We start from the raw sequence: 472 nt of genomic DNA, 5'->3' as shown, positions 1-472 counted from the left end.
CGGCCATCTCGAACGCCGCGGACGGCCCCAGCTGCGCGAGCTGCTGTTCCCACCGGCTCTTGGCGATGGTGATGTGCGCCGTGTCCTGGGCGCTCCCCGGGTAGCCGGGCGCCTGCGGCAGCGTCGCGTTGAGGTCGATCTCGAACCGTACGTCGCCGGTGCGGCCTTCCTCGATCGCATGGACCTGCAGCAACGTCAGCGGGAAGGACAGGTTCACGCGGTGGACGGTGATCTTCGGGGTGTACGCCAGGTTCGCCGTCGTCCGGGCGAGCCGTTGGCGCTGCCCTGTCGTGTCGAAGCCGAACAGGTCCGTCTCCAGGGCGAGGATCTTCCCGGCCTCAATGAAGGGCGACACTCCGACGGCTAGTTGGACGCTCAGCTCGTGGGCTCCCAGGGCGCGCTTCAGCCACGTCTGATCGCTGCTGACCGTTGCGGTGAACCGGATGTCGTCGTCGAAGCGAAGTTCCTGCAT

1 protein-coding gene is annotated in these 472 nt (G+C 67.4%); it reads right to left on the bottom strand.

Going from position 1 to position 472, the window contains the following annotated elements; genetic code table 11:
• Positions 1-472, bottom strand: a 472-nt coding sequence (locus AC5P09_RS52135) for a hypothetical protein (RefSeq protein ID WP_493880655.1), incomplete at both ends; no start/stop codon positions are given.

The sequence above is a fragment of the Streptomyces sp. a15 genome (assembly GCF_059026085.1).
The sequence above is the reverse complement of the archived record's forward strand: the minus strand, read 5'-3'. Positions and strand labels throughout refer to the sequence as shown.